Source organism: Kribbella sp. NBC_00359 (genome assembly GCF_036097425.1).
Classification (GTDB): Bacteria; Actinomycetota; Actinomycetes; order Propionibacteriales; family Kribbellaceae; genus Kribbella.
On the sequence record NZ_CP107975.1, the window covers coordinates 5,666,781 to 5,691,991 of the forward strand.

General features: G+C 69.0%; 20 protein-coding genes. 14 read left to right on the forward strand and 6 right to left on the reverse strand.

Translation table 11 applies throughout. From position 1 onward, the window contains the following. Positions 1-69: 69 nt before the first annotated feature. Entirely contained in the window at positions 70-2,307 is a 2,238-nt protein-coding gene (locus OG876_RS27735) for a DEAD/DEAH box helicase (RefSeq protein ID WP_328519569.1), read from the reverse strand. 112 nt (positions 2,308-2,419) lie between these two features. Between OG876_RS27735 and OG876_RS27740 the strand changes: the two genes are divergently transcribed. Both OG876_RS27740 and OG876_RS27745 read left to right on the forward strand, forming a co-directional pair. After that, positions 2,420-3,328, forward strand: coding sequence for a hypothetical protein (locus OG876_RS27740; RefSeq protein ID WP_328519570.1), 909 nt, complete (start codon positions 2,420-2,422; stop codon positions 3,326-3,328). A gap of 40 nt (positions 3,329-3,368) precedes the next feature. Continuing rightward, positions 3,369-4,343, forward strand: coding sequence for a zinc-binding dehydrogenase (locus tag OG876_RS27745; protein ID WP_328519571.1), 975 nt, complete (start codon positions 3,369-3,371; stop codon positions 4,341-4,343). Here the strand turns inward: OG876_RS27745 and OG876_RS27750 are convergent. Continuing rightward, complete coding sequence (locus tag OG876_RS27750) at positions 4,333-5,667, reverse strand: GGDEF domain-containing protein (RefSeq protein ID WP_328519572.1); 1,335 nt, start codon at positions 5,665-5,667, stop codon at positions 4,333-4,335. The two genes, OG876_RS27745 and OG876_RS27750, sit on opposite strands and share 11 nt — an antisense overlap. 120 nt (positions 5,668-5,787) lie before the next feature. Here OG876_RS27750 and OG876_RS27755 point away from each other — a divergent pair, with 120 nt between their 5' ends. Beyond that, positions 5,788-5,985 carry a DEAD/DEAH box helicase gene (locus OG876_RS27755; RefSeq protein ID WP_328519573.1) on the forward strand — a complete coding sequence of 66 codons (198 nt, stop codon included), beginning with the start codon at positions 5,788-5,790 and terminating at the stop codon, positions 5,983-5,985. Positions 5,986-6,021: 36 nt separating this feature from the next. Here the strand turns inward: OG876_RS27755 and OG876_RS27760 are convergent, their stop codons facing one another. Next, the gene (locus OG876_RS27760; RefSeq protein WP_328519574.1) at positions 6,022-7,311 is read right to left on the reverse strand and encodes an MFS transporter; all 1,290 of its coding nucleotides are present in this window, start codon (positions 7,309-7,311) and stop codon (positions 6,022-6,024) included. A gap of 406 nt (positions 7,312-7,717) precedes the next feature. Between OG876_RS27760 and OG876_RS27765 the strand changes: the two genes are divergently transcribed. Both OG876_RS27765 and OG876_RS27770 read left to right on the forward strand, forming a co-directional pair. After that, positions 7,718-10,297 (forward strand): MXAN_6230/SCO0854 family RING domain-containing protein, encoded by a 2,580-nt coding sequence (locus tag OG876_RS27765; RefSeq protein ID WP_328519575.1) that lies wholly within the window; start codon positions 7,718-7,720, stop codon positions 10,295-10,297. A 133-nt stretch (positions 10,298-10,430) separates the two neighbouring features. Beyond that, the gene (locus OG876_RS27770) at positions 10,431-10,979 is read left to right on the forward strand and encodes a hypothetical protein (RefSeq protein WP_328519576.1); all 549 of its coding nucleotides are present in this window, start codon (positions 10,431-10,433) and stop codon (positions 10,977-10,979) included. A 99-nt stretch (positions 10,980-11,078) separates the two neighbouring features. Here OG876_RS27770 and OG876_RS27775 read toward each other — a convergent pair whose 3' ends face one another. From OG876_RS27775 to OG876_RS27785, 3 genes are read right to left on the reverse strand one after another with little or no spacing between them, the layout of a single operon-like run. Beyond that, on the reverse strand, positions 11,079-12,470 hold the full coding sequence (locus tag OG876_RS27775; protein ID WP_328519577.1) for a sensor histidine kinase: 1,392 nt from the start codon (positions 12,468-12,470) through the stop codon (positions 11,079-11,081). Beyond that, a complete protein-coding gene (locus tag OG876_RS27780; protein ID WP_328519578.1) occupies positions 12,470-14,119 on the reverse strand; it encodes an FAD-dependent oxidoreductase in 1,650 nt (549 codons plus the stop codon). The genes OG876_RS27775 and OG876_RS27780 overlap by 1 nt, the downstream gene beginning before the upstream one ends. Before the next feature lie 53 nt (positions 14,120-14,172). After that, positions 14,173-14,931, reverse strand: coding sequence for a FadR/GntR family transcriptional regulator (locus tag OG876_RS27785; RefSeq protein ID WP_328519579.1), 759 nt, complete (start codon positions 14,929-14,931; stop codon positions 14,173-14,175). Positions 14,932-15,120: 189 nt separating this feature from the next. Here OG876_RS27785 and OG876_RS27790 point away from each other — a divergent pair, with 189 nt between their 5' ends. The 9 genes from OG876_RS27790 to OG876_RS27830 all read left to right on the forward strand — a co-directional run bounded on the left by OG876_RS27790 (position 15,121) and on the right by OG876_RS27830 (position 24,939). Beyond that, the gene (locus OG876_RS27790; protein ID WP_328519580.1) at positions 15,121-16,626 is read left to right on the forward strand and encodes an ABC transporter substrate-binding protein; all 1,506 of its coding nucleotides are present in this window, start codon (positions 15,121-15,123) and stop codon (positions 16,624-16,626) included. Further along, the gene (locus tag OG876_RS27795; protein WP_328519581.1) at positions 16,623-17,573 is read left to right on the forward strand and encodes an ABC transporter permease; all 951 of its coding nucleotides are present in this window, start codon (positions 16,623-16,625) and stop codon (positions 17,571-17,573) included. Before OG876_RS27790 ends, OG876_RS27795 begins: the two co-directional genes overlap by 4 nt. Next, positions 17,570-18,388, forward strand: coding sequence for an ABC transporter permease (locus OG876_RS27800; protein WP_328519582.1), 819 nt, complete (start codon positions 17,570-17,572; stop codon positions 18,386-18,388). Before OG876_RS27795 ends, OG876_RS27800 begins: the two co-directional genes overlap by 4 nt. Next, complete coding sequence (locus OG876_RS27805; protein WP_328519583.1) at positions 18,385-19,542, forward strand: ABC transporter ATP-binding protein; 1,158 nt, start codon at positions 18,385-18,387, stop codon at positions 19,540-19,542. Before OG876_RS27800 ends, OG876_RS27805 begins: the two co-directional genes overlap by 4 nt. Next, positions 19,535-20,422 carry an ATP-binding cassette domain-containing protein gene (locus OG876_RS27810; protein WP_328519584.1) on the forward strand — a complete coding sequence of 296 codons (888 nt, stop codon included), beginning with the start codon at positions 19,535-19,537 and terminating at the stop codon, positions 20,420-20,422. The genes OG876_RS27805 and OG876_RS27810 overlap by 8 nt, the downstream gene beginning before the upstream one ends. Next, on the forward strand, positions 20,419-21,852 hold the full coding sequence (locus OG876_RS27815) for an aldehyde dehydrogenase family protein (RefSeq protein WP_328519585.1): 1,434 nt from the start codon (positions 20,419-20,421) through the stop codon (positions 21,850-21,852). Before OG876_RS27810 ends, OG876_RS27815 begins: the two co-directional genes overlap by 4 nt. 81 nt (positions 21,853-21,933) lie before the next feature. Continuing rightward, the gene (locus OG876_RS27820) at positions 21,934-22,728 is read left to right on the forward strand and encodes an SDR family NAD(P)-dependent oxidoreductase (protein WP_328519586.1); all 795 of its coding nucleotides are present in this window, start codon (positions 21,934-21,936) and stop codon (positions 22,726-22,728) included. Between the two features lie 42 nt (positions 22,729-22,770). Beyond that, a complete protein-coding gene (locus OG876_RS27825; RefSeq protein WP_328519587.1) occupies positions 22,771-24,141 on the forward strand; it encodes an amidase in 1,371 nt (456 codons plus the stop codon). Between the two features lie 12 nt (positions 24,142-24,153). Next, entirely contained in the window at positions 24,154-24,939 is a 786-nt protein-coding gene (locus tag OG876_RS27830) for a hypothetical protein (RefSeq protein ID WP_328519588.1), read from the forward strand. The last annotated feature ends 272 nt before the right edge of the window (positions 24,940-25,211 follow it).

Genomic DNA, 25,211 nt, shown 5'->3' on the forward strand with positions numbered 1-25,211 from the left:
GACTGGGCGTCGGGTGGCTGCCGGGGGGTTTGGTTGTTCAGGGCGTCGGCTGGGGTGCGGGGTGGTTGGTCACTCATCGGGCTCACCGGCCGGGGATACGCGACCAACGGCTGATGGGTTGTGGGGGCTTGCGGCGCCGGCTCGTAGAGGCGTGGTGGACAGCTCGACGAGCTCGGATAGCTCGGCGTCGGACAGTTCACTCAACCAGGCCTCGCCGGAGCCGACCACGGCGTCGGCTAGGTTGCGTTTGGCGGCTATGACTGTGGAGATGCGGTCTTCCAGGGTGTTCTCGGTGACGAGGCGGTGGACCTGCACCGGGCGGTCCTGGCCGATGCGGTAGGCGCGGTCGGTGGCCTGGTCTTCGACTGCTGGGTTCCACCAGCGGTCGTAGTGGACGACGTGCGTCGCGCGCGTCAGCGTCAGGCCGACTCCACCGGCCTTCAAAGACAGCAGGAAGACCTGCGCCTCGCCGCCCTGGAACTGCGAGACCAGCTGCTCCCGCTTCCGTACGCCGATCCCGCCGTGCAGGAACAGCGTCTTGACCTGCCGCGCTGCCAGGTGGGCCTCGATCAGCCGGCACATCTCGACGTACTGGCTGAAGATCAGCACCGACTCGCCCTCGGCCAGGATCACGTCGAGGAGTTCGTCCAGCGCCGCGAGCTTGCCCGATCGGCGCTCCAGCGGACCCGGCTCGTGCAGGAACTGCGCCGGGTGGTTGCACACCTGCTTCAACTGCGTGAGCAGGCTGAGCACCAGCCCGCGCCGCGCGATCCCTTCCGCGGACTCGATCTCCGCCAGCGTCTCCTTCGCGACCGCCTGGTACAACGTCGCCTGCTCGGTCGTCAGCGGTACGACGACATCGTGCTCGGTCTTCTGCGGCAACTCCGGCGCGATCCCGGGGTCGCTCTTCTTCCGCCGCAGCAGGAACGGCCGCGTCACGCGCGCGAGCCGAGCGGTCGCCTCCTCGTCGTGATACCGCTCCACGGGTACGGCGACATCGTGCCGGAACCGATCGAGTGTCCCCAGCAACCCGGGCGCGGCCCAGTCCAGGATCGACCACAGCTCGGACAACCGGTTCTCCACCGGCGTCCCGGTCAGCGCGATCCTCGTTGCCGACGGCAACGTCCTCAAGGAGCGCGCCGTCCGCGACAGCGGGTTCTTCGCGTGCTGAGCCTCGTCAGCGACCGCGAGCCCCCAGAACACCTCGCCGAGAACCCGGTGGTCCTGCCGCACAACGCCGTACGTCGTCAGCACGACCTCGTCCGGAGTCAGGTCGCTCAACGTCCGCCCGGCTCCGTGGTAGCGCCGCGTCGGGACATCTGGCGCGAAGCGCGCGAACTCACGCTCCCACGTGCCCAGCAGTGTCGACGGGCAGACCACCAACGTCGGGCCACGACCGCGCCCCAGCAGGTGAAGATGCAGCGCGATGACCTGGATCGTCTTGCCCAGGCCCATGTCGTCGGCGAGACAGCCGCCGAGGCCGAGATCCGCGAGCTGCGCCATCCACGCGACTCCGCGTCGCTGGTAATCGCGCAGCGTGGCCTGCAGCCCAACAGGCTCCACGAATGGCGCCGGCTCCTCGGCCGTGCGCAACCGCGCGAGCATCGAAGCCAGCGACCCGTCGGCGTCGAACGCGACGAGCTCGCCGTCGACCTCGATGGTCCCGGTCAACGCGGCTCCGAGCGCCTCAGCTCCGGTCAGCTTCCGCGAGCCGCCACGACGCAGCTTCCGGACCAGGTCGTGATCGACGCGCACCCAGCGTCCGCGCATCCGGACCATCGGCCGCTTCGCCTCCGCGAGCGCGGCGACCTCCTGCTCCGTCAGCTCCTGCCCGTCCAACGTCGGCCGCCATCTGAACGCGACCAGGTCAGTCAAGCTGAAGTCCGGTCCGGTCACAGCACCAGGAGCCGGCGTCGCGACCGTTCCGCGCACGGCCAGCTCACCGGCAAAGAGTTCGGTGGGCCAGAGCACCTCGATCCCGGCGCCTTCCAACGCGGTGCTGCCTTCTGCCAACTCCTCCAACGCCGCATCATCAATACCGACTTCCGCCGGCGCCGCATCGCGCAATGCGGCACCCAGCGGCGGCCAGACCCGAGCGCCGCGCCGCAATGCCAGCAGCAGATCGGTCTCGGCACGCTCCCCAAGAGCGGCGAGCACAGCGGCCGGTGCGTTCCACACGTCTGACACGTCGACGAGCAGGCTCGGATCCACGCCGCTCCGCAACTGCAGTACGGCCCGGAACTCGTCAGCTGACTCGGACGGCGGCTCGATCCGCAGCACCAGCCGCGCGCCGGCCGCTTCACTCAAAGCGGTCTCGTCCAGCCACCCGGAAGGTCCGCTCAGCTCGATTGGATCCAACGAAGCGAAAGGAGCCGCACCAGGACGTACGGCGACGGGAGCGGCCGGAGTCCGTACGAGCGTGTCAGCTAGCGCGTCCCAGAACGCTCGCACCAACTGCTCTGGGTCGACCAGCCGCACGGGCCGCGTTCCCTCGATCGGCAATGCGTGTCCGTACGCCGGCATCGCGGCGCCGAGGTTCCGCAACCAGCCGAGGTCCAACGGATCCAGCGGTGCCACCCGCCAAGCGCCGAACCCATCAGGACTTCGATCCGGGACGAGCCGGCCCCGCCCGATCAACCCCAGACCGGCAAGCGCCGCCGCCCGCCACGCCTCCCAACTCGCCGAGCCCGCCGAACCGGCCGAGCCCGCTGAACCGGCCGAGCCGACTGCCGAGCTGGCCGAGCCCGTCAAGGAACCGGCCGAGGCGGTCGCCGAGCTGGTCGAACCGACCGACAAATTAGCCGAGCCTGCCAAGGAGCTGGCCGAGCCGGCCGCCGACCTGGCCGCCGACCTGGCCGAGCCGGCCGCCGAACTAGCCGAGTCTGCCAAGGAACTGCCTGAGTCTGCCAAGGAACTGCCCGAGTCTGCCAAGGAACTGCCCGAGTTGGTCGAGTCGGGAGCCGAGCTGGCCGGGCCTGCCAAGGAGCTGGCCGAGCTGAGCGCCGAGCTCGTCAAGGAGCTGACCGAGCTGGCTCCGTCGTCGGACCCCAGTCGCGAGAGGACCTCGTCGATCCGCAGGAGCCGGGCCGGGACTGTGGTGCGTCGCACCGCCGACCCCTTCGGCAGCACGAGATCTACCGTCCCATCGGCGACCTCACCGGCCGCCGCTAGGTCGCCGTACAACGCCAACCGCCCCGCGCGCGGCGGGTCGGCGGGAACGAAGACGGCGTCGAACATGCCCTGCACAGTACGCCGGACCACCGACAACTTTCCGCCCGTCACACCGAGCCTGTGGACAACCGCCCGAGTTGACCTGAACCAACGTTGAGGTTGCACGCTCGGAGCTCACAGACGATAAGGAGCATGCTATGCGCGCAGCAGTGGTGACCGAGTTCGGCGGCCCGGACGTGATCAAGACCCAGGACCGGCCGGACCCGGTGCCGGCCGCCGGCCAGGTCCTGGTCGAGGTGATGGTCGCCGACGTCATCTTCGTCGAGACTGCCATCCGGAAGGGACAGCACAGCACGTTCTTCGACGTGAAACCGCCTTACGTGCCAGGAGGTTCCCTGGGCGGCCGGGTGCGCGCCGTCGGCGCCGACGTACCGGGAGAGTGGATCGGCAAGACCGTCGTGGGCCGAGCCATCGGCTTCGGCGCTCACGCCGAGCTGGCGCTGACAACTGCCGAGCTGGTCGAGGTGCCCGCCGAGCTGGACCTCGACGCCGCGGTCGCAGTCTTCGGGGACGGCTTCACCGCTCTCATGCTCGAGGAACTGGCGCCACCGATGCAGGGCAAGGAGGTGCTGATCACCGCGTCCGCCGGCGGCATGGGCCTGCTCCTGACGCAGCTGGCGCACCAGGCAGGCGCGCATGTCATCGCGGCCGCCCGCGGGCGGGAGAAGCTCGACCTCAGCAAGGCACAAGGCGCCGACCTGGTGATCGACTACGGCAGGCCCGGCTGGGAGAAGTTGGTGCTAGAGGCAACGAACAACCACCGAGCCGACATCGTGTTCGAAGGCGCCGGCGGTGAGCTCGGCGCCACCGCGTTCACAGTGGTCAGGGACGGCGGCTGGTTCTCCGCCCACGGTGCCCCGAGTGGCGGCTTCGCGGCGTACGACGCTGCCGAGGCGCAGCGCCGCGGGATCACGGTGAAGGGCATCGGCGACCTTCGCGCCGATACGACCACCACGACCGTCACCGGCGCCGAGGTGATCAGGCGTGCTGTCGCCGGCGACCTCGTTCCCGTGATCGACCAGGTCTACGACCTCGATCACGTCGCCGACGCGCACACCGCCCTGGAGAACCGCACCCTCCGCGGCAAGGCCCTGATCAGAGTCAGTCGGTGACCGGCTGATCGCTGTGGTCGGTGACAGCGGGCGGGATGGGCCGGGCGGTGACGATCCGGTTCCGCCCGTCACGCTTGGCGCTCAGCAGTGCGTTGTCCGCCGCGAGTACGAGCTGGTCCATCGTCTCCGCGACATCCGGGTACACCGCCGCGCCGAACGAGGCCGGTACGCCGGTGATCACAGCGGTGCTGGCGGTCGTGGTGGCCACCGACACATTCAAGGCGCTGAGCCGGTCGCGGATCCGCTCGGCCACTTCCAGGACCTCGGTCTCCGAGGCGCCGGGTAGCAGCACCGCCAGCTCGTCGCCGCCGACGCGGGCGACCAGATCACCCTGCCGGACTTCTGCCCGGACGCTCTCGCCAACCGCACGCAACGCCTGGTCACCAGCCGGATGACCGTAGGTGTCGTTGATCTCCTTGAACTTGTCCAGGTCCAGCATCAGCAGGCCCACTTTGCTGCGCAGAGTCTCGGCCCGGGCCAGCTCCACCGGCACAGCGCTGGCCCAGTACGCCGGCGTCGCCAGACCGGTCTTGACGTCGGTCCCCGCAGCCCGCTGGAACTGCGGAAGGAGGAGGTCGCGGTGCAGCGTCAGCACTGTCACCATGAGGATGGGCACCACCCACGGGTACGAGGCCTGGAGCGCGGCAACCGCCACACCGAGACCGAGGCCCGCAACCACGACAAGCTGGTCGGCCAGATCGCCTAGAGCACCACGAGCGGTGGCATCTGGAGATGACAGCAGGATCGCACCGATCACCAGTGCGAAGTTCACCAGCCACCAGGTGGTGGCCGCGGCCACCACGACGAGCAGGGACCACGGTCCGGTCGGCACGCGCGGCTCGAACAGCAGGCCTCCGGCCCGCAGCACCGCAGCGGCCGCTGCACTCGCCAGGAGGAACGTGCTGGCGGAGAACACCTTGCGGTGCGCGATGGTCCGGCCGTAGACCCGGATCCAGGAGTATCCGTACGAGACGACGATCAGTGCGACGACCAGGCTGAGCGGGAGCAGCAGCAGGCCGGCGAACACCCAGAGGCTCTTCAGGTTCGTGTACGGCGAAGTATTCGCCGCCATTTCGCGTCGCCGCTCGATTCCGCGGGCAGACTCCAGGTGAAGCACCGAGGCGGCCGCCAGTACCGCGAAGGCGGCCCACTCGGCCGGCCTGACGCCGGCTCGGGCGCCGGACACCGTCGAGGCCACAGCCAAGGCGGTGATGATGACTGCAACCGCGTCGACGCCGAGCACATAACTCAGCGCGGGACGCGGCAACGACCAGAGCTTCCAGTGGCGGGGTGGCACCCACTTGCTCCGACCGATCAGAATCATGGTGGCCTCACACGGATAGACCTGAGCGGTAATTCTTGAATAGTAACTGACTGTTCACGCGAGGTCACCCCCGACCCGCATCAAATCCATCTGGCGGATGGCGAAGGAAGGATCAGCACCATGGCGAAGATCAGCACCGGCAACGAGTGGCTCCACGGCGGCAACGAGTGGTTCACCGGCGGCGGCAACGAGTGGTTCCACGGCGGGAACGAGTGGTTCCACGGTGGGAACGAGTGGTTCACGCAGAGTGGCAACGAGTGGTTCCGTCAGTCCGGCGGATCCGGTAACGAATGGTTCATCAGCGGCAACGAATGGTGATCCACGGCTACCCACCGGAATTTCTTTACTGACATTTTACGGAGCGTGTCCGGAGGTATTTTCCCCTGAATCTCCGGCCACTCGTCCGGCACCGTTGTCGGCGGTGCCGGCCCGGGATCGGCGGGCGCGTGTCCACGCGGCGCCCGCCGCCAGGGCGGCGATCGTGCCTAAGCCGCCCATCACTCCCAGTGCGACCGACGGCGAGGACTCGTTGGCGATCAGGCCCGCGAGCAGAATGCCAGCACCCTGACTGCTCTTGAGAGCTGTGCTGGCGACTCCGAACGCCTGTCCTCGCTGCGCGTCCGGCACCGCCTGGACGAACGCCGCACTCGTAGGCAGGTGGTACGCCGAGGCGAGGCCTGACACTGCCCACAGCACCACTGTGACGGCGAGACCTGGCGCCAGGAAGCAGACGATCAGTGGAGCGCACGCCAGCATGGCCAACGGGCCTAGGAGGTTCATGCGGCGCGCGGGTGACCAGAGGGTGATGAGCCACATGCCTGCGACAGCGCCCGCTGGGCTCGCGGCCAGCAGGAGTCCCGCGGCCGTGGTGCCCTGGCCGATCTCGTGCGCGTAGGGGACAGCCAGGCCCTCCACGGTCACGTAGAAGCCGGCGATCGTCGCCAGGACGACCAGTGCGCGGAGTTTCGGCGTACGAGCGACCAGGGAGATGCCGGCGGACAGGTCCTTGAAGTAGTTGGTCGGTGGCGCATCAGTGTCACGGGCAGGCACAGCGCGGCGTCGTACGCCGACCGCAATCAGCCCTGCGGACAGCAGGAAAGTCGCGGAGTCCAGCAGGAGCCCGCCTGACGTCCCGACGGCGACGACGAGCACGCCACCGGTGCCGAAGCCGAGGACCTGGCTGAACTGGACGACCATGTCGTTCGCAGCCTTGCCCAGGACGTAGTGATCCCCCGGGAGTACGGCGGGGAGGGTCGCTGCTCGTGCTGCGTTGAAAGGCGAGCCGAACGCCTGCAGAGCGAGCAGAAGCAGGATCACCACCACCAGTGGCAACGCCTGGATCGCCATGGCTGCAACGAGAAACGCACGCGCGAGGTCGGTGACGATCATCACAGTACGACGCGGATACCGGTCGGCGATTCCGGCCAGTAGCGGCCCGAACAGCAGGTCCGGCACGTAGGTCAGGGCGTAGGTGAGCGCGGTCAGCCCCGCGGAATCGGTGCGGTCGAAGACCAGGACCGACAGCGCCACACGCGCCAGCTGGTCGCCTGCGACGGACAGAACGCCGGCCAGGAACAGCGCCCTGAACTCGGCGTGCCCGAACACGTCCCGCCAGCGCGCACGCTCGATGACCCCACCCACCATGCCTAAGACCTTAACCACAATCCGTGGCGTGACACCTCCCGGCTGTGACTGAAAGGGTTTCCCTCCGGCGCCAGAGCCCTGGTTCAAAGGTTTGTTCGCGGCGCATCAGTGCCACATGGGGCACCCGGTTGTGACGAGTTTGGGTGAACGTTCTACTCTGGAGGTCTCCGGTAGCGGGGTCTGGGCGGGGCGGCCCCGACCCTGCTACCGGAGCTCTTCTTTGTGGGGGCTGGCTCGCACGGAAACTGCCCGACCGGGCGGAGCGGAAAACTGTCCGTGGTCACCGGTAGCGTTCTCAGTGCCAGGGGCGGCTCCTGGACGTGCTTCCTTCTCCTTCACCAGGCCAAGTAGCGCGTCCGCTCTCCGCCCCTGGCGCCTTCGTCCACGCCACCTGTGGGGAGACGCGATGCCGGATCTGGGGACGCACACCGCGGCCGAGGCACAGGTCGCTGTGCTGCTGCGCCGCCGACGCCTGGTCGACGCCACCACGCTGACCCCGCCAGTACGACGTTCCGCGTGGCAGTGGCTTCGCCGTCCGCTCACCATCCAGGTCGGACTGTCAGCACTGCAGGCCGAGCTGATCCAGCGCGGCTTCCTCCTGTCTGTCGAGCTCTACCGGCACTGCAGCTCGCTGTCGGCGCCGGCGCTCGCCGGGTTCGGCAAAGCGCTGCTCGACCTGCTCGACGCCGAGTCCGGTCACGACACCGAGCACACACCGCTGTTCCGCGGCTTTCCGGAGAGCGTTCCCGGCGACACGGACACGTTCTACATCAACCGAGTCTTCGCGCGACTCCTGCAAGAGCCCGAGCAGCCCTGCGTCCTGTGCGGCGACGCGAAGTCGGTGCACGCGGTCTCGCCGTGCGCACATCTGGTCTGCCGGACCTGCTGGGACGGTTCGGACCTCAGCGCCTGCCCGCTCTGTCTGCGCAGGATCGACCCGAAGGACCCGTTCCTCAAACCATCGTTCGACGAAGTGCAGCCGGCGCACGTGCGCTCCGATCGCCTGCGCCTGCTCTCCCTGGCGACGGCCGACGCGGCCAGACAGACCGTCGAAGCTCTCCTCGTACGACGCTCGCCGCTGTCGGCCGTGGATCGTGCCGACCTGCAGGTGCTGCTCGCCGGCGGCGATCCGTCCTGGCTGCCCGACGACATCCCGGTCCGGGAGACGCGTGCGCTCGTCATCGCACACTTCCTCGACGAGGATCCCGAGCTGATCGATCGCGCACGTACGGCGACCGACGTACTGCGGCTGCTCCACGCGCTGATGGATGCCGATCCCGGGTTGCGGACACCGCCGGCCCGGCGGAAGTCGTTGTCTCGGGCAACGCGGCGGCTGGTGCTGCAGCGGCTCGATCGGCTGCCGGCCGAGCCGTTGATCGAGGACATGCTCCGGCACGAGCGGGCCTGGAAGCGGATCGCGGAGAACCTGCATCCGTTCGAGTTCGCGGCCCGGTATCCGTTGGCGGCGCTGGCCTTCAGCATCCTCCGTCGGACGGAAGTGGACCTGAGGACCGCGGCCGGGCGAGCGGTGGCGAGTGAAGCGGCGCGGCATCCATTTGTCCGTCTGGAGGCTGGGCGGCTGGCCACGAGCACGTTTGCGTCGCGAGTCGAGGGCGCGCTGGCGGCCGGACGAGCTGAGCACGCGCTCGACCTGTTGCGGCAACGGCCGGGGGAGCTGGTGCGGCGCCTCGTGCACCTGGCGCGGGCCTTGCCCACGGATCAGCATGGTGCGCTGGTGGACGCGTTGACGACCGCGGTCTCGGATGTGTCGCCGGCGGTGATCACGGCCGCGCTCGGTCAGGTGCGCACGCCGCCGGGCGATCTCCGGTTGTTCTTCCCGCGTGGTGGGACGGCGCGGATCTGGACGGCGGTGGACGAGCGCGAACCGTTGCCGGCCGAGCTGACCACCGCGCTGTCCGGCGTACTCGTCGGCGAAATGTTGCGTCGGGCAACGGGTCTGCCGCGGTGGCGACGGGTCTTCCTGGACGAGGAGCTGACCCGGCTGGCGGCCCCGGGGTCGGACCGGGGCTCATCGTCGACCTTGCTGCGGATGACCCGGGGCAGTGCGGTGCCGATCCCACCGGACGAGCTGCTGCGGTTGTTCCTGCACTGGGTCGAGCCGAGCGGCCGGCGGGTCAATCTCGATCTGTCCGTCGCGGTGTTCGACGAGGAGTGGGGTTTCGTCGGGTTGTGCGACTACATGCGACTCCGCTTCGAAGAGGACGCGTTGGTGCACTCGGGCGACCTGACCTCCGCGCCCTCGCCGGCCGGTTCGACGGAGTTCGTGGATCTCGACCTGCGCGCGGTCCGGCGAGTCGGTGGCCGGTATGTGCTGCCGGTCGTCTTCAGCTACAACAATGTTCCGTTCGACGAGCTCGAGCGGGGGTTCGTCGGCGTCCTGCGGCAGCCCAACGGCCTGTTCGATCCGGCGGCGGTCGAGGAGCGGTTCGACCTGACCGGTCCGGCGAAGATTCTGCTGCCGTTCGGCGTCGACCTCCTGACGAAGGAGCTGCGCTGGTACGACGTCAACCTCAGCGCCGCCGGTTACGGCCACAACATCGCGCGGTACGGCGGCCACCTGGCGCTGATGGCGGCGACCCTGGAGGAAGTGCACGGCTCCGGCGACCGGGTCAGCCTGTGGGAGATCTGCTGCTGGCACGCGGCCGCCCGCGCCGACGAGATCGCCGTACGGTGTGCCGACGGGTCTGTGGTCGGCTACCGGCGCGACCCTGCCGAAGACCTCGCGGCGTTCGCGCGGCGGCTCACGGCTCGTTTGGAGCCTGACCGGGTCTGGGACGAGGACGCGGCCGACCGGTCCGACTTCATCGCGGTCCTCACCGGCGACGTCACCCCTCGCTCGGGTGCCGAGATCTATGCGCTGCACCCGCGCCTTCTCGACCATGCGAGCCACACGCTGATCGACGCTCCACACCTGCTCGCCGTACTGGCTCCGGACACCCGGGCGCACGCGCCGCTGCCCGGCTGAGCCTGCCCCGCGCTCGGGCGAGTCTGGCAGGAGCCTGAGAAGTGTTTGACATTTCCGTGACGGCCGCGCGGTGCGTGCTTTGGTGCGCTCCGGAGCAGGAGTACAACGGAAGTGACTGCGAAGGGAGCCACGAATGACGTATGACGTGGTGGTGCTCATCGAGCGGGAGATGAGCGAGGGCGACGCGCGCCGTGTTGCCGCCCTGCATGCAAGGCGCGAGGAACCCGTGAACTACGACCTGCTGATCTCCAGCCATCAGGAGCGCGGATTCGGTGGTCCGATGGCGTTGCTGGGCTCGTCCTTCGCGGATGTGGCCGGCCTCACCGGCTCGGCGTCCGTGGTCGGCTCCGCGACAGGCCCGTCCGCCCGCGTCAGCCCGCCGGCCGGCTCGAGCCGGGCACCGATGGCCACGCTCGCCGATCCGGACGTCGACCTGGCCTCGGTGATCGAGCACAGTTCGCACCGGCTCCGCGACGCGAGCCGCTACCCGGTCAACGTCTCGATCACGCACGGCGAGGTGTTGCTGGCCCTGATGTCGCTGGTCAAGAGCACCCGGAGCCAGGAGGTCGTCGTGGTCGCCTGGCCCGAGACCGCGGCCAGTTTCCTCTGCTCCGACTGGACCACGAAGGCCCGCAAGATCCTCAAGGTCCCGCGGGTCCGGATCCTCGAGCACGACACCTGACCGCCTGTTCCGAACGACAGGAGGTAGTCACCAGCGGCAGCGGGCGGGCTCCCGGGGTGACGGCGTACACCGCCACTGCCTCCTGACGTTCGGTACAGGTCAGCCGGCGCCGATGGGCTGATGCGGCAGCCGCACCTGCAGCGTCGTCTCGCCGGGACGGGAGGAGATCGTGATCGTCCCGCCGTGGTGTTCGGCGACGATCCGCTGCGCGATGTCGAGCCCGAGGCCGGTGCCCTTGCCGACCTCCTTCGTCGTGTAGAACGGCTCGAACGCGCGGGCGGCGACCTCCGGCGGCATGCCGGGACCGGTGTCGGTGAACTCGACGACGATCCGGTCGCCGTCGGTCCGGGTGCTGATCCGCAGTGTCCCGGTGCCGTGCATCGCGTCGACCGCGTTGTCGATGAGGTTCGTCCACACCTGGTTCAGCTCGCCGGCGAACGCGTCGATCCGTGGCACGTCCGCGCCGTACGACCGGATTACCTCGATCCCGTCGCGGAGCTTGTGCCCGAGCATGACCAGCGTGCTCTCGATCCCCTCGGTCACGTCGACCGTCTGGATCGAGCCGCGATCCATCTGCGAGTACGAGCGCACCGCCGCGACCAGCTCCGTGATGCGCCGGGTCGACTCCTTCACCTCGCCCAGCAACGTCGCCGTGGACAGCGTGCTGGCAACCCATTCCAGCCCAGGCTCCAGTGAGTCGCCCAGTACGTCGGCCGCACGGTCGCACCACTCGATGCTGGTCCCGGCGGCGGCCAGTGGCGGTGCGATCAACCAGTCCTGCTCGATGCCGTGCTCGTCCAGCCACTCCGAGATCGTGTTCTCGTGGTCGGCGAGGTCGACCGGATCAGGTGCCGCCGTACCGGCGCCGAGCTCGAGACGCAGGTCGTCGAGGGTGCTGAACTGGGCAGCCGTCACCTCGCCGTCGGCGAGACGCCGGAGCGCGGAGAGCAACGAGACACAGGCCGTGTCGAGGGCGCTGACCGAGCGCGCGGCCGCGGCGGCGGGGTTGTTGATCTCGTGCGCCAGCCCGGCCGCGAGCGTTCCGAGCGTGACCAGCGCGTCCCGCTGCCGCGCCGTCGACTCGATCGCGCGTGCGGTCCCGTACACGCCCTTGATCAGATGCCCGGCGAGCGGGAACCAGTCGTCGATCCGGTCGCGCAGCACCTGCGCGGGCACCCGGAGCACCCGGCCCTCGGTGAGGCCGCGGCCGCTGGCGAGGTAGACGCCGTGCTCGTCCCAGGCCCGGAACCCGCCGGCCCACCGGCCCGCGACGTCGATCTTGCCCATCACGGTGTCCTCACGGCCGATCTTGCGGTGCAGAGCGATCGCGCCGTCGACGAGCACCCACCAGAAGTCGGCCGGCTCGCCCTCGTGGAACAGGTCGCGGCCGGGCTCGATCGCGATCTCGGTGCTGCCGTCGATCAGCTCTTCCAGCTGCGCGTCGGTCACCCCGGCGAAGAGAGGGATGCCCCGCAGGTCGTCGGCGTTCATCAGACGGTCGCCAGATAGCGGTGGACGAGATAGATCGACATCGCGCCCTCGCCGACGGCTGACGCGACGCGTTTCATCGAGTCGAGCCGGACATCACCGGCCGCGAACACGCCCGGCACGCTGGTCTCCAATGCGTACGGCGGTCTCCGCAGCGACCAGCGATCCAGCGCGACCAGGTCCGGCCCGGTGATGACGAACCCCTTGCCGTCACGTACGACGGTGTCCCCGAGCCACTCGGTCCGTGGCGAGGCGCCGGCGAAGATGAACAACCAGCTCGCCTGCACCTCCTCGACCCGGCCGGACTCCCGCTCGGCCAGCGTCAGCGCCTCGAGATGACCGTCGCCACGGCAACCGACCACCTCGGTCCGGCAACGCACCTCGATGTTGGTGGCGCTGCTGATCTTGTCGATGAGGTAGCGCGACATCGAGGTCTCGAGGGTGTCCCCGCGGACCAGGAGCACGACCCGTTTGGCGTAGCGGGCGAGGTTGAGGGCGGCCTGACCGGCCGAGTTAGCGGCGCCGACGATGTACACGTCGTCGCCCTGGACCTGACTGGCCTCGCTCGCCGTGGCGCCGTAGTACACGCCGCGGCCGGTCAGCTCGCTGAGGCCCGCGAGGTCGAGGCTGCGGTACGAGACGCCGGTCGCGACGATCAGTGCGCGAGCCTCGATCTCGCCGGATCCTTCGAGCAGTACGGCGTGCACCGGGCCGCGGGACTCGAGTCCGACGACCGATCGGGCCAGGACCATCTCCGCGCCGAAACGGGATGCCTGGGCGACCGCTCGCTGGGCGAGGTCGGAGCCGGTCAAGCCGCGCGGGAATCCGAGGTAGTTCTCGATCGCGGCGCTCAGCCCCGCCTGGCCGCCGGGCGCCTCACGCTCCACGATCACCGTGCTCAGGCCCTCGGACGCCGCGTAGACGCCCGCCGCCAGGCCTGCGGGTCCACCTCCGACGATGCAGACGTCGTACAGCGGCTGCTCGGCCCGGGTTCGCAGACCGAGGGCGGAGGCGAGGTCGACAGCGGACGGCGCGCGGAGGGTGTCGCCGTCAGGGACCAGGACCAACGGCAGGTCGGTGTCGGTCGCGGCGGCGAGGTCACGGAGCCGTCGGCCCTCGGCGTCGCGCTCGACGTCGTACCAGAGGTACGGCACGTGGTTGCGGGCCAGGAATGTCTTGATGTCATGCGCCCGGTCGGACCAGCGGTTGCCGACGACGCGAAGATCGGACGTGTGCTCGGGGTTCGCCTGCCGCCAGTCGCCGAGCAGGTCGTCGACGACGGGGAACAGTTGATCCTCGGGCGGGTCCCAGGGCTTGAGCAGGTAGTAGTCGAGGCCGATGTCGTTGATCGCCTTGATGGCGACGTCGGTGTCGGCGTACGCGGTCAGCAGCAGGTACTTCGCGTCCGGTGCGTGCTCACGGGCTCGTTCCAGCAGTTCGATGCCGGTCATCCCGGGCATCCGCTGGTCGGTCGCGATCAGCGCGATCGGCTGGTTACGCAGAGCGAGTTTGGTCAGCGCGGCCAGCGCCTGGGCGCCGGACGTCGCCTTCACCACGAGGTAGTCGTCGCCGTACCGCCGGCGCAGGTCGCGCGCGATCGCCGCCGAGACCATCGGGTCGTCGTCGACGCTGAGAATCGCCGGTTTGTTCACGCTGTTCCCCCCGCTGCTGTGAACCGATCCCGTCAGAATGCCACGAGATCCACCTACTCATCTATCAGCGCGCGAAGCGTTTCCCGTGCGGGTTCGGGCACGTACCCGGCGTAATAGTCGTACATGTTCTGCCGGGCGATCCGAGCCGCCGCGTGACCGTTGCCGGAGCGGATCGCCGCCACCACCTCGGCGTGGTGCCGCAGCGATTCCAGCATCAGGGCCCGGCTGTTCGGCGCGTGCGCGATCTTGTCCGAGATCAGGCTCAGGACGACGCCGCGGACGACCTCGTTGCAGGTCTGGATCAGCGAGTTGCGGCTGATCCGCGCGATCACGTCGTGGAAGGCGAGATCCGCCTCGCTGAACGCGGCGAAGTCGATGTCGATCGCGGCGCGCATCGCGACCAGCGTCTCCTCCATCTCGGCGAGCTGCTCGGGCGTGCGCAGCCGGGACGCGACCTGGATCGCGGCGCCGTCCATGATCATCCGGAACCCGATCAGCTCGCTCAGCGTGAGCTCGTCGACCCGCGCGAGCCGGACCATCTGCTTGCGCAGCGCGGTCTGGGAGAACGGCAGGATCTCCGGCCCGTTCGGATCACCCGGCCGGGACCGGACCATGCCGTTGCTCTCCAGCACCCGCAGTGCCTCGCGCACAGTGGACCGGCTGACCTCGAACTGCGCCACCAGTTCGCGCTCGCTCGGCAGCCGCTGACCCGGCGCGAGCTCACCCCGGGCGAGCGCCTCCTCGACCTGCTCGACGATCCGCTGGTACGCGCGGACCGGCTGCACCGGCTGGAACTGCGGGCCCTTCGCCATCCGGTGCACCCCAATCGTCTTGACAGAGCCGTGTGGTGCGACAAACCTAGTGGCCCACTGATACCTAGTCCACTGGTCGGACCAGTCACAGCTGGACGGCGAAGTCCGCCGTACGGCGTGGTCCCGGTCGCGCGGCCGGACCGGGATCGTCAGAATGCGGCGACAGCTCGAGGTAACGGAGGAGTTCGCGTGAAGTCGTTTCCTGTCCGTGCGATCGCGGTCGCCGCTGCGGCGCTCCTGGCCCTGACCGCCTGCTCAGCCGGTTCGAGTACGTCGGGCGGCAGCTCGCCGGGAGGTGATCAGAAGCTGTCGATCGGCCTGGTCGCGGAGCCGGCCAGCCTGGACTTCACCACCACCGACGGCGCCGCGATCCCGCAGGCGCTGCTCGGCAACGTCTACGAGACGCTGGTCAAGCAGGACGACTCCGGCAAGATCGTGCCGTCGCTGGCGAAGTCGTGGACCGTCTCGCCGGACCGCAAGACCTACACGTTCGACCTGGTCGACAACGCGAAGTTCACCAACGACAAAGCGTTCACGGCATCCGACGCGGTGTTCAGCATCAACCGCGTCAAGACGGCGTGGACCACGTCGCTGAAGGCCGCGATGGACGTCGTCTCCGGCACGAAGGCGCTGTCGCCGACGCAGTTGCAGGTGACGCTGAGCAAGCCGAGCAACGACTGGTTGTTCCGGATGACGACCCGGATCGGCGCCATGTTCTCCGAGAGCGGCGTCAGCGCGCTGGCGACCCAGCCGATCGGCACCGGCCCCTACAAGTTCTCGACGTGGAACCGCGGCGACTCGATCGTGCTGCAACGCAACGACAGCTACTGGGGCAACAAGCCGTTCTTCAACCAGATCACGCTGAAGTACTTCAAGGACCCGACCGCACTGAACAATGCGCTGCTGACCGGCACGATCAACGTGATCGGCACGGTCCAGGCGCCGGAGGCGCTCAGCCAGTTCACCAGCAACGACAAGTACCAGGTGATCGAGGGCACCACGAACGGCGAGGTGCTGCTGTCGTTCAACAACTCGCGGCCGGTCTTCAAGGACCTCCGGACCCGGCAGGCGATCCGGATGGGGATCGACCACAAGGCCTTGCTGGACACCTGTTTCGCCGGTCGCGGCAAGCTGATCGGCAGCATGGTCCCGCCGACCGACCCGTGGTACGAGGACCTCACCGGCATCGCGCCGTACGACCTGGCCAAGGCGAAGTCGTTGCTGCAGGCGTCCGGTGCGGCCGGCAAGACGCTCCGGCTGCGGCTGCCGACGTTGCCGTACGCAACCTCCTGCGGCCAGGTGGTGAAGAGCCAGCTGGAGCAGGCCGGGCTGAAGGTGCAGATCGACCAGCTCGAGTTCCCGGCGGCCTGGCTGACCACGGTCTTCAAGAACGCCGACTACGACATGTCGATCATCGCGCACGTCGAACCCCGCGACCTGGGAGCCGTGTTCAACGCGAAGTACTACACCCGGTACGACGACCCGACGCTGCAGGGCTATCTGGCGGCCGCGGATGCTGGTGACGAGGCCGCTCAGGTCGACAACATGAAGAAGGCGGCGCGGCGGCTGTCCGAGCAAGCCGCGGGCGACTGGCTGTTCCTGCTGCCGAACCTGATCGTCGCGGACAAGAACATCAAGGGCCTGCCGCAGAACGCGATCACCGAGTCCTTCGACCTCTCCGCGCTCTCCCGATGATCCTTCGCCTGCTCGAGCGCACCGCTGTGCTGCTGGTCAGCCTCGCGGTGAGCTCGGTGCTGGTGTTCGCGTTCATGGCCGTGCTGCCCGGCGACCCCGCCCGGGTGGCCCTTGGGGTGAACGCATCCGACCAGGCCGTGGCCGAACTGCGCCGCCAGTTCGGCCTCGACCGGCCGTTGCCGACGCAGTACTTCGACTGGCTCGGCGGACTGCTGCACGGCGACCTCGGTACGTCGTACGTGTCGAAGGTGGCGATCGGACCACAGGTGTTCGACCGGCTGCAGGTGACCCTGTGGCTCGTCGTCGCGGGCATGATCATTGCGCTGGCGATCGCGGTGCCGGCCGGGACGATCATGGCTGCGCGGCACCGCAACGTGTCCGGGCTGGCCTTGTCCGCGGTGTCCCAGCTGGGAGTCGCCGTACCGGCGTTCCTCGCGGGGATTCTGCTGATCATGCTGTTCGCGGTGAAGCTCGGCTGGCTACCTGCCAACGGTTGGACGCCGCCGGCGCAGGATCCGACCATGTTTCTCAAGCAGTTGATCTTGCCTGCCCTGGCACTCGGGCTGGTGCAGGGCGCGGTTCTCACCCGCTACGTCCGTAGTGCGGTGCTCGATGTCCTGCGTGAGGACTATCTGCGGACAGCCCGGGCCAAGGGACTCCGTCCGTTCCCGGCGTTGTGGCGGCACGGTCTGCGCAACGCGGCCGTCCCGGTGGTGACCGTGCTCGGTCTCCAGCTCGCGACCTTGCTGATCGGTGCGGTGGTGGTCGAGCGGGTGTTCGTCATCCCAGGGCTCGGGAGTCTGTTGCTCGACGGTGTGTCGAACCGCGATCTCCTGCTCGTTCAGGACGTGGTGATGGTGCTGGTGGTCGCCGTACTGGTGGTCAACTTCCTGGTCGATCTGCTGTACGTCGCTCTCGACCCCCGGCTGCGGACGGGGGAGCGATGAGGCGGTTGAACCCGAGTCTGATCGCCGGCGGCGTGATCGTCGGAGTCATCGTGCTGATGGCGTTGGTCTCGTTCGTCTGGACGCCGTACGACGCGACGTTGGTGGATCCGGCGATCCGGTTGGCGAAGCCGTCGTGGGAGCACTGGTTCGGGACGGACAAGTTCGGGCGGGACGTCTTCAGCCAGATCATGGTCGGGTCGCGGACCACGTTGTTCGTCGGTGTGGTCGCGGTCGGCGTGGCGGCCGTGATCGGCGTACCCCTGGGGATCCTCGCGGCGATGGTGCGGCGGTGGCCGAGCGAGTTCATCATGCGGGCCAACGATCTGCTGCTGGCGTTTCCGGCGTTGCTGCTGGCCATCATGTTCGGCGCGGTGTTCGGGGCCAGCACGCTGACCGCGATGATTGCCATTGGCATCGCTTCGGTGCCGAGCTTCGCGCGAGTGATCCGGAGTGGGGCGCTGCAGGTGATGCGGACCGAGTACGTGCTCGCGGCGCGGGCGGCCGGGCGGCGACCGGGGCCGATCGCGGTGCGGCACGTGCTGCCGAACGTGACCAGCCTGATCACCGTGCAGGCCTCGGTGTCGTTCGCGATCGCGGTGCTGGCCGAGGCGGCGCTGTCGTTCCTCGGCTACGGCACGCCGCCGCCGACTCCGTCGTGGGGTCGGATGCTGCAGGAGAGCCAGGAGTTCCTGTTCACCGCGCCGCGGTTGGCGATCTTCCCGGGTGTTGCGATCGCGATCGCCGTACTGGGGTTCAACCTGCTGGGCGACGGCCTGCGGGACCGGTTCGATCCGAAGCTGGAGGACCGGCGATGAGCGGCGACGTACTGAGCGTTCGCGGGCTGACTGTCACGGTCCGGGACAAGACCCTGGTGTCCGATGTGGACCTGACGGTGGGACCGGGGGAGCGGGTCGGGCTGATCGGGGAGTCCGGGTCTGGCAAGTCATTGACCGCGCTGAGTGTGCTCGGGTTGCTGCCGGAGGACGTGGTGGCCGATGGCTCGGTCCGGTTGGCCGGGGTCGACCATGACCTGATCGGTGCGGACGAACGCCGGATGGCGCGCGTCCGCGGTCTGCAGATCTCGATGGTGTTCCAGGAGCCGATGACCGCGCTGAACCCGACGATGCGGGTCGGCGATCAGATCGCCGAGACGATGCTGATCCATCAGACGCGGCCGGGTCGTGGCGCCGCGCGGGCCGCGGCGGCCGAGCTCCTCGAACGGGTGCAGCTGCCCACGGATACTCTGCGGGCTTACCCCCACCAACTCTCCGGCGGTCAGCGCCAACGGGTCGTCCTCGCTATCGCGCTGGCCAACGACCCCGCGTTGCTGATCTGCGACGAGCCGACGACTGCCTTGGATGTCACCGTGCAGGCGCTGGTCCTCGATCTGATCGTCAAGGGCGTGGTTGCGCGGTCGTCGGCGCTGCTGTTCATCACGCACGACCTCGCGGTTGTCGCGACCGTGTGCGAGCGCGTTCTCGTCATGTACGGCGGGCGCGTGGTCGAGTCGGGGCCGGTCGGTGAGGTGTTCACCCGGCCGCGGCATCGCTACACCGAGGGTCTGCTGGCGGCATCCGATCTAGAAACGGCCGACCGCCGGCTCACCACGATCCCGGGCAACGTCCCGCCGGCCGGTCAGTTCCCGACCGGCTGCGTCTTCCGCACCCGCTGCCGCTACGCCACCGACCTCTGTGCCACCACTCCCGACTGGTCCGGCACCGAAGCCGCCGGCTTCGCATGCCACCACCCAGCCGGCGATCCCCACAACCCAGCCCTGACCATCCACCGCCCCACCGGAAACTCCGCCGACCAAGCCCCGACAACCCCACGCCCGGCCGGAGACGACCCGGCCTCCACCACTCACCGCCCGCTTGGAGACAACTCGGCCCCCTCCACCCCGCACCCGGTTGGAGACAACTCCGCGGACCCGGCGTCGGCCGCCCGGCGGCGCGGAGGTGCTCATGCCTGACGCTGTCGTCCACGCGCATGTTCCGGCGGCTCGCGAGCCCGAGGCCTCCCCGGCGATCCAGGTCGTCGATCTCGTCCGCGACTACCCCCGCCCCCGGACGTCGCTGCTCCGGCCGGCCCCGGTGGTTCACGCCCTGCGCGGCGTGAGCCTGGAAGTCAAGCGGGGCGAGCGCTTCGGCATCGTCGGCGAATCCGGCTGCGGCAAATCGACCCTGCTCCGGATCATCGCCGCCCTCGACCAGCCCACCTCCGGGCACGTGATCGTCGAAGGCACCGACATCACCCACCTCCCGGAGCGCCGCCTGCGGTTCCTCCGTGAGAACCTCCAGCTCGTCTTCCAGGACCCGATGAGCTCCCTCGATCCGCGGATGCGTGTCCGCGACATCATCGCCGAACCCCTCGTCGTACAAGGCCATCCGGCCTCCGGCGAGCGCGTCCGCGAGCTGCTCGAGGCAGTCGGGCTGTCGGCCGACGCGGGGGACCGGTACCCGCACCAGTTCTCCGGCGGTCAACGCCAGCGCATCTCCCTCGCCCGCGCACTCGCTCCCCGCCCGCGCATCCTGGTCGCGGACGAGCCGGTCAGCGCCCTCGACGTCTCCGTCCGTGCGCAGGTCCTCAACCTCATCTCGGACCTGGTCGACGAACTCGACCTGACCCTGGTGTTCGTCTCCCACGACCTGTCCGTGGTGAAGCACGTCTGCGACCGCGTCGCGGTGATGCACGCCGGCCAGATCGTCGAGACCGGCTTCACCGGTGACGTGTACGCCGCACCCCGGCACCCCTACACGCAGCGCCTCGTCTCGGCCATCCCGACGCTGCCGCGCGCGTTGTCCGGGGCAACGACCTCCGACCTGCTCGCGACGAAGGGAGAACCAGCGTGAAGTTCCCAGCCGGCCTGCCGATCGGCGCGTCCTGGGTCGAGGCACCGTCGACGGCTCCGGTCGTCTTCCCGTACGACGGTTCGACGGTGGCGGACGCGCCCGTGGGATCCGTCGAGCTGGCCCGGCAGGCACTCGACCACGCCCTCGCCGTCCGCGAGACGGTTGGGCGATTGCCGTCGTACGTGCGCCGGAAAGTCTTGCAGAGCGTGCATTCCGCGGTCTCCGCGGAGCGCGATGCCTTCGTCGACCTACTCGTCCTCGAGACCGGGAAGCCGCTGGTCGACTGCCGGGTCGAGATCGATCGCACGCTGCTCACGCTGGAGACGGCGGCCGAGGAGGTCGCCCGGCTGCATGGCGAGACCGTGCCGCTGGATCTGTTGCCGAGTGGCGAAGGGTTGCTCGGCTTCTGGGTGCGGAAGCCGATCGGGGTGGTCGTCGGCATCACCGGGTTCAACTATCCGTTGCTGCTCGCCGCGCACAAGATCGCGCCCGCGTTCGCCGCCGGCTGTCCGATCATCATCAAGCCCGCACCGCAGACACCGCTCGCCACGCTCTGGCTGGTCCACCTCATGCGCTCCGCCCTGCTCGAAGCGGGTGCGCCTGAGAGTGCTCTGCAGTTGGTCACCGGGGGAGCGGATGTCGGCGCGGCTCTCACCACGGACGGTCGTATCGGAGCCGTCTCCTTCACTGGTTCGGCCGTGGTGGGCCACCAGATCGCCTGCGATGCGGCGCCGACCAAGGTCCTGCTCGAACTGGGCTCCAACTCCGCCCTGGTCGTCGCCGAGGACGCGGATCTCGACGCGGCCGCGGACGCCATCGTGCGCGGCGGGTACTACGCATCCGGTCAGGCCTGTATCTCTGTCCAACGCGTCATCGCTGTCGAAACCATCCGTGACGCGTTGCTCGAGAAGCTCGGCGCCCGTCTGCCCGCAGTCGTCGTGGGCGATCCACGAGATCCGTTGACCCGCGTGTCCGCGCTCATCGATCCCAAGTCGACCGCTCGTGTCTGCGACTGGGTGGACGAGTCGGTTCACGCTGGCGCCACCATCGCGTACGCCGCTTCCGGTGACCTCCTGGGTCCGACCGTGCTGACCGACGTACCATCCGGTCAGCTCGCCTGGGACGAGGAGATCTTCGGGCCCGTGATCGCCGTACGCTCGGTGCCGGATCTCGACACCGCCTTCCGGACGGTGAACGAGTCGCGCTACGGACTGCATGCGAGTGTGTTCACGTCCTCGCTCGACACCGCGTTCACCGCGATCGACCGGCTCGAGGTCGGCGGTGTCGTGATCAACGAGGTCCCCGGTTTCCGGTCCGACGTGATGCCGTACGGCGGCGTGAAGGACTCCGGCATCGGCCGCGAAGGCCCCCGCTTCGCCATCGAAGAACTAACCACAACCCGAATGGCCATCATCCGCCCGAGCCCCTGACGTTGTGCACCGGATCCGTGTCCGGGGCGGCCGATCGTACGGATCCCGTGCACAAAGTGGCAGATCACGAGAGGTGAGAACGTGACGGACTACGCGAGGTTGTTCCGGCTCGACGGGAAGCACGTGGTGGTGATTGGTGCCGGTAGTGGCATCGGTCGCGAGAGCGCGCTGGCTCTGGCCGCGCATGGCGCGCGGGTGACCTGCGCCGACCGGGACCTCCCTGCCGCCGAGGCAACGGTGGCTCGCGGGAGCGATGAGCCCACCGGATCAGCTGGCGGGCTCACGGCGTACGAGCTGGATGTGCTCGATGATGCGGCGATCGAGCGAGCGGTCGGCGAACTCGGGCCGGTGGACGTGCTCGTGTTCACCGCGGCGACCAACGTGCGGAAGCGGATCGTGGACTACAGCGGCGAGGAGTTCGACCGGGTGGTGTCGCTCAACCTGCGGGCGTCGTTCCAGCTGATCCGGGCCTTCGGCAAGGAGATGGCGGCGCGGGGGAGCGGCAGCATCATCGGGTTCAGCTCGATCCGCGGTACGACGGTCGAGCCCGGGCAATCGGTGTACGCGGCAACCAAAGCCGGCCTCGTCCAGCTGCTCCGGACCGCGGCCGCCGAACTCGGACCGTCCGGCGTCCGCGCCAACGCGATCGCCCCCGGCGTCGTCGAGACCCCGCTCACCGCGCAGATCAAGGCGAACCAGGCCTGGTACGACGCCTACGCGCAGAAGGGCGCGCTCGGTCGCTGGGCCCAGCCGAGCGAACTGGCCGGCGCGGTCGTCTACCTCGCTTCCGACGCAGCCAGCTTCGTCACCGGCAGCGTCCTCGCGGTCGACGGCGGCTGGACCGCGGTCGACGGGCGCTTCGACCCACCCAACTGAGCGTCCGCGGACCTCGTTCGATCCCGACCCCAAGGAGCCTGCATGAGTCTCGCCGATCTGACCGCGACCGACCTGCTGTATCGCTTTCGCGACGGCTCGCTCTCACCTGTCGAGGTGATCGAGGACGTGCTCGCCCGGGTCGAGGACCTGGAGCCGCGGATCTGCGCCACGTACGCGCTCGACCCGGACGGTGCCCGGGCCGCGGCCCAGGACTCTGAGCGCCGCTGGCATGACCGAGTCGCCGGTGCGCTCGACGGCGTACCCGTAACCGTCAAGGAGAACATCGCCACCCGCGGCACCCCGGTCCCACAGGGGACGGCCGCCACCGAGCTGATCCCGGCCACGGAGGACGCGCCGGCGGCGGCTCGGCTCCGGGCCGCCGGGGCGGTGATCTTCAGCAAGACGACGATGCCGGAGTACGGGATGCTCTCGTCAGGCGTGTCGACCTTCCACCACTTGACGCGCAACCCGTGGGACCTGTCGAAGACGGCCGGCGGCTCGAGCGCCGGCGCCGCGGCCGCCGCAGCGGCCGGCTATGGACCGATCCACATCGGCACCGACATCGGCGGCTCGATCCGTCTTCCCGCCGGATGGTGCGGTTTGGTCGGGTTGAAGCCCACCCACGGGCGGGTCGCGGTCGGCAACCCGTACCCAGGCCGGGCGATCGGCCCGCTCACACGTACGGCGGCCGACGCGGCGCTGGCCTTGTCCGTCATGTCCGGGTACGACCCGCGCGACCATACCTCCCTCCCGGCCGCGTCGGACAGTTACGAGGTCACCGTCGAGGGTCTCCGCGTGGCGTTGCTGCTGGACGCCGGCGTCGGTCTGCCGGTGGACCCCGAGGTGACCGCGGCCGTCTCGTCGGCGGCCGCCGTACTGGAGAAGGGCGGCGCGGTCATCGAGCCGATCGGTCCGATCATCACGCGCGAGATGCTCGACGGGTTGGATCGCTTCTGGCGGGTGCGGTCCGCGGTGGATATCGCGGCGTTGCCCGAGGAACGCCGGGCCAAGGTGCTCCCGCAGATCCGTTCGTGGGTGTCGACGGCCGGTGATGTGTCGGGTTTCGACGTCTTCCACGGATACAGCCAGATGGGCGCGATGGCTGCCGCGGTGACCGGTGTGTTCACGTCGTACGACGTCATCCTGTCGCCGGTGGCGCCGATCACCGCGTTCCCGGCCGAGCTCGCGTATCCGACGGACGATCCGTCGAAGCCGTTCGAGCACATCGGGTTCACCGTGCCGTACAACATGTCGGCCCATCCCGCGACCACGGTCAACGTCGGTTGGTCGGCGTCGGGTCTACCGATCGGGGCGCAGCTCGCCGTACCGCATCATCAGGATCTGAGTGCTCTTGCGCTGGCCGGATACCTCGACAGCCAGCAGACCGAGCGGCGAGACTGGCCGATGAGGTGAGGTCTTGGTCTGATGAACGGCTTCGGGGAGGTCGCGGGGCGCGCTGATCCACTGCAGCGCGGCTTGATCTCGCACTGCTACCGGATGCTTGGCTCCATCACCGAGGCGGTCGAGGTCGCCGGCGGCAGCGCGACGTACGAGGCCGCGACTCGCGAGTGCCTGGAGCGCGCCGGCACCCGTCCCCTGCCCACCGACCTGGCCGCCGCGAGCGACGACCCTGAGGGCGAACTGCACCAGCGGTCGGAGGTGCTCTGGCTCGAACCGTTCCCCGACGAGCTCGCGGACGGGAACCTCGTCGATCTGGCGCTCATCGCCGCGCTCCAGCGCCTGCCCGCCGACGAGCGTGCGGCGGTGATCCTGCACGACCTCGAGCAGTGGTCCCCGGACCGGATCACCGGCCTGCTCGGCCCGGTCGACCTCCCACAGGCCAGAGCCAACCTCCGCCCCGAGCGCGGCCATCAGGTCCACCAGCCCGAGCTCCTCAGCCGCTACCAGGCTGCCTTCGAGCAGTACGACGTACCCACGATCGTCACGTTCTTCGCGGACGACGCGATCTGGGAGATGCCGCCGTTCACATCGTGGTTCCGGGGCGCACGCAATATCGGCCGCCTCATCTCAACCCACTGCCCGGCCAAGGGTCCCGGCGATCAGGTCCTGATCCCGATCAAGGCCAACCGCCAACCCGCCTTCGCCGTCTACATGCGCGACCCGATCGACAACATCCACCGAGCCTTCCAGATCCAGGTCCTCACCCTCACCGCCGCCGGCATCATCCACGCCATAGCCTTCTCGACCTGAGCCTCTTCCCCACCTTCCACCTACCAGACCTCCTCACCGGCCTCCCCCCAAACCCCTACGACGGCACCCCCCGCCCCCACCTCGAACGCCTCCACCACCCGCACAACTGACGGGGCGTCCTCGGTCAGGAAGGCGGACGTTTCGACAGGACGTGTCCGCGTTCGGCGGGCTGACCCGGGCTCACGCAGCCATCCATCACCTGGTCAGTGGGGGTATACGTCCTGTCGACCTGCACAGGTTCTGGAGGTGCTGCCCCGGCCACGAGACCTCGC